General features: G+C 72.2%; 4 protein-coding genes and 1 pseudogene. 4 read left to right on the top strand and 1 reads right to left on the bottom strand.

Features of this window, described 5'->3' with window-relative positions:
* Positions 1–510, top strand: a pseudogene (locus ACFQBR_RS33465) (DUF6297 family protein); the annotation flags it as partial.
* 37 nt (positions 511–547) lie between these two features.
* Here the strand turns inward: ACFQBR_RS33465 and ACFQBR_RS33470 are convergent.
* Positions 548–934, bottom strand: coding sequence for a MerR family transcriptional regulator (locus tag ACFQBR_RS33470; protein ID WP_344186587.1), 387 nt, complete (start codon positions 932–934; stop codon positions 548–550).
* Between the two features lie 174 nt (positions 935–1,108).
* Here ACFQBR_RS33470 and ACFQBR_RS33475 point away from each other — a divergent pair, with 174 nt between their 5' ends.
* From ACFQBR_RS33475 to ACFQBR_RS33485, 3 genes are all read left to right on the top strand, one after another.
* Positions 1,109–1,468 carry a nuclear transport factor 2 family protein gene (locus ACFQBR_RS33475; RefSeq protein WP_344186588.1) on the top strand — a complete coding sequence of 120 codons (360 nt, stop codon included), beginning with the start codon at positions 1,109–1,111 and terminating at the stop codon, positions 1,466–1,468.
* A gap of 344 nt (positions 1,469–1,812) precedes the next feature.
* Positions 1,813–2,478, top strand: coding sequence for a DUF4097 family beta strand repeat-containing protein (locus ACFQBR_RS33480; protein WP_344186589.1), 666 nt, complete (start codon positions 1,813–1,815; stop codon positions 2,476–2,478).
* A gap of 57 nt (positions 2,479–2,535) precedes the next feature.
* Positions 2,536–3,648, top strand: a complete 1,113-nt coding sequence (locus ACFQBR_RS33485) for a serine hydrolase domain-containing protein (protein WP_344186590.1) — start codon at positions 2,536–2,538, stop codon at positions 3,646–3,648.
* Positions 3,649–4,097 lie beyond the last annotated feature (449 nt).

Raw genomic sequence — 4,097 nt, forward strand, 5'->3', positions numbered from 1 at the left:
GCGACGGCGGTGGCGGCCGTGCTCGCCGCGGGTGCGCTCGCGGTCGCCGCTGCGGGGACCGCCGGGGCGCGCCGGGACGCCGGGGACGCCTCGCTCGCGCGGCTGCTGGGCACGGGACCGCGCGCGCTCCTCGCGGCGCGGGCGGTGCTGCCCGCCCTGCTCGGCGGCTCCTGGCTGGCCCTCGCGCTGGCGGGACTGGACGTCGCGGGAGACGGCGCCGGCCTCTGGCCCCTCGGACTGCTGTGCGCGCCGGCGCTGGCGGCGGGGGCGCTGCGGATGGCGCGCCGCCGTCCCATCGAGCACGCGATGCCGGCCATGGACACGCCCCTCGGCCCGGTGCCGCTCGGCCCGCTGGTGTGGGCGCTGGCCGGGGCCGACGTCGCCGTGCTCGGGTGCCTGCCCGCGCTCGTGGCGGTCGCCGCCGGGGTGACCGGTCCGCTGCTCGCTGCGCAGGCGGTGTGGGGCGCGGCGGTGCTGGCGGCCTACTGCGCCGCCCCGGGGCGGGCGTAGGGGCGGCGGCCGGGGCGATCCGCCGGAAGCCGGGTTCTCATTCCCCGCGCCCCCAGGGGCGGTCGCCCGGGCCGGCCGTCACAGTCTTCCCGATGTGGTTCCGGAGAGCTTCACGCGAGGCCGTGAGCGCTTCGATCTGCCCGGTCAACCGGTCCTCGCGGGCTCGCATGAGGGCCAGCAGTTCGGGACAGCTCACGAAGTCGGGGGCCTCCCCGAGCACACAGGGCATCATCGAGGCGATGTCCCTGGTGGACATCCCCGCGTCGATCAGGGACCTGATCTGGTTCACCCTCGCCACGGCGTCCTCGGGGTACTCGCGGTACCCGTTCGCGCCGCGGTCCGGCTCCAGGAGTCCCTGTGCCTCGTAGTACCGCAGCTGGTGCGCACCGACACCCGTCCGGCGGCTCAGCTCCCCGACCAGCACCAGAAAGCTCCTTGACCTTCATACCGGTATGAACGTTGAAGATTGTGCCACGGACGGCAGAACCGGGTTCATTCGCCGGTGCGCCCGGCCTGCCGGGAAGCGCCCTCGCCGCCGGGCGCGGCGGGGCCGGATGCCACGTCCTGACCGAAGCATCCGACGAGAGGTGGGAACCCCGTGACCACGGAAAGTGCCGAGACCGTCGCCCGGACGGCGGCCGCGTACATCTCGATCTGGAACGAGCGCGATCCCCGGGCCCGCCGTGCCCTCGGGGACGAGGTCTTCGCCCCGCACGCGGTGTACACGGACCCCGAAACCGTGGCCGAAGGCGTGTCGGCCATCGACTCCTCCATCGCCGGCTGGCAGGAGCAGTTCGCCGGCATGGTGTTCCGGCTCGGTGAGGTCCGCGCACACCACGGTCTGGCCCACTTCGACTGGAGCTTCGGCAGGCCCGGCGAACCGGCGGTGGGCGAGGGCTGGGACGTCATGGTGCTGGAGAGCGGCAGGATCAGCAGGATCTACGGCTTCTTCGCCTGACACCGCTCCCACGGAGTGCGGCCCCGCGGCCGTTCCGATGTCCGACGACCGGTTCGACACGGGGACCTCGCGCTGGGTGCGCTGCCCTGCCCACCGCTGGGCAGGGCGGCGGGTCCGGCGCCTCCCGGCGGGGCGCCATAGCGTTCAATTCCTATCTATTGCAACGAGTGGCATGGGCTTGTTGCGTTAGATTCAAAACCAAGGCAACGATTTCACGGAAACTACCTGTGGTTATGGGCGTTTCTCGCAACGAAGGTGTTGCCGACTATGCGAATGCAACGTAGCTTTTCCTTCATCGGAAACAGCGGGTCGCAAGGATCCGCCGCACGAGGAGGACAAACACGATGCACACGTTCACCACCCCCGCCCCCGTCACCGCCGTCCTGGACGTCCCCGGCGCCCACATCAGCCTCACCGCCGCCGACCGCGCCGACACCACCGTCGAGGTCCTGCCCGCCGACCCCGCCAGGAGCCGCGACGTCAAGGCCGCCGAGCGCACCGCCGTCGACCTCGCCGACGGTGTCCTGAGCATCCGGACCGCGCCCGCCGAGAACCGGATCCTGGGCGACACCGGCTCCGTGCGGGTCGTCGTCCACCTGCCCGCCGGCTCGGTCCTCCGGGCCAAGGCCGCCGACGCCCGGCTGCACAGCACCGGACGCCTGGGCGAGGTCACCCTCGACGCCGCCCGCGCCACGGTCGAACTCGACCACACCGCCGAGGCCCGCCTCACCCTCATGGCCGGCGACGTCTCACTGGCCCGCCTCGAAGGGCCCGCCCGGATCAGCACCTCCAAGGGCGACATCGCCGTCACCGAGGCCGTGCGCGGCACCGTCGAGCTGAGCACCGAGTCCGGAAGCATCTCGATCGGCGCCGCCCCCGGCGTCTCGGCCTCCCTGGACGCCGGCACCCCCTACGGCCGTATCCACAACGCCCTCAGGAACGACGGCGCCCCCGAACTGCACATCCGCGCCACCACCGCCCACGGCGACATCACCGCCCGCAGCCTGTAGCACGGCCGTCCCCGTCCCGTCCCAGTCCCGTACCAGCAGTCGAAGGAGAACACCACCATGTCCGCCACCCCCGCCGAGCAGGACCGCCCGGAACTCCAGAAGGTCATCCAGGACGTCGTCGGACCCGGTTTCGTCGGGATCCAGATGCGCGTCAACGACGAGCGGGGGGAGTGGGCCGGCAGTGCCGGGGTCCGCGAGCTGGGCTCACCGGAGAAGCCGCCGACCGACGGGCACTTCCGGATCGGCAGCAACACCAAGACCTTCACCGCGACCGTGGTGCTGCAGCTGGTGGCCGAGGGAAGACTCGGCCTGGGGGACCCGGTGGCCGACCACCTCCCCGGGTTCGGGCTGGACCGGCGGATCACGGTGCGGATGCTGCTGCAGCACACCAGCGGGATCTTCAACTTCACCGGCGAGTACCACGAGGACGGCACGGTCGTGCCCGGGATCACCTGGGCGGGCCGGGAGTGGGTGGAGAGCCGGTTCAGGACCTACCGGCCCGAGGAGCTGGTGGAGCTGTCGCTGTCCAGGCCGGCGCGGTTCGAGCCGGGCGCGGACTGGAGCTACGCCAACACCAACTACGTGCTGGCCAGGCTGCTGGTCGAGAAGGTCACCGGACACTCGCTCGCCGAGGAGATGCGGCGTTCGATCCTGGGCCCCCTCGGGCTGACGGGGACCGTCGTGCCGACCACCGGGCCGGAACTCCCCGAACCGCACGCCCACGCCTACTACCGGTACGAGGAGGACGGCGAGGAGAGGACGGTCGACGTCACCCGCCAGAACCCCTCGTGGATCTCCAGCGGCGGCGACATGGTCTCCACCACCCGGGACCTCCACGTGTTCGTCTCCGCGCTGCTGGGCGGCAGGATCCTGCCGGCCCCGCTCCTGGCCGAGATGTGCGCGCCGCACCCCAAGGCGGGCTACGGCCTCGGGGTGTTCGTGCAGGAGGCCCCGGGCGGGGGAACCGTCGTCACCCACAACGGCGGTCTCGCGGGCTACGCGACGCTGATGTACGGCACGCCCGACGGCAGCAGGACCATGGTCGCTTCGCTGACCTACGTGGACGACGCCGGGATGTCCCTGGCGGGGGAGTTCCAGGAGGTGACACGGAGGCTCGTCGGGGAGGTCTTCGGCGGCGGGCGGGACGCCGCGGCCGAGCCGGCCCGGTAGACGGCTCCGGGGCCCCGGGCCCGACCGCACCGGGCAGGTCGGGCCGTCGTCGTGCCGGGCCGGGGCAACCGCGCGCCTCAGCCGCAGCTGGTGTCGCGCCAGTCGACCCTGCGGCCGTTGACGGAGCCGCCCCATTCCAGGCAGGAGCCGCGCCCGTCCACGTACACCGGTCCGGGGTACGGATCGGGTAGGCCCGGAGTCGGCTCCCCGGCCCTGTTCAGCCAGACATCCACGGCAGCGGCGCCCGGATTCTCGGGAATGGTGACCGCGCAGTTGTAACCGTTGGTGTTTCGTGCCGGGTGTGATGGAGGCTCTCAAACCTGGGAAGGATGAGGGACATGCCAGCACCGAAGAAATACCCCGATGAGCTGCGCGAACGCGCCACCCGCATGGTCGTGGAGGCCCGCCGGAACCCGGCCACGCGTCCAGGGGCGATCGCCCGTATCGGC

This window comes from Nocardiopsis tropica (genome assembly GCF_042660575.1).
GTDB lineage: Bacteria > Actinomycetota > Actinomycetes > Streptosporangiales > Streptosporangiaceae > Nocardiopsis > Nocardiopsis tropica.

Bases quoted from the DNA above. Each gene is read 5' to 3' on its own strand.
- ACFQBR_RS33480 (WP_344186589.1), top strand. From the start codon at position 1,813: ATGCACACGTTCACCACCCCCGCCCCCGTCACCGCCGTCCTGGACGTC.
- ACFQBR_RS33485 (WP_344186590.1), top strand. From the start codon at position 2,536: ATGTCCGCCACCCCCGCCGAGCAGGACCGCCCGGAACTCCAGAAGGTC.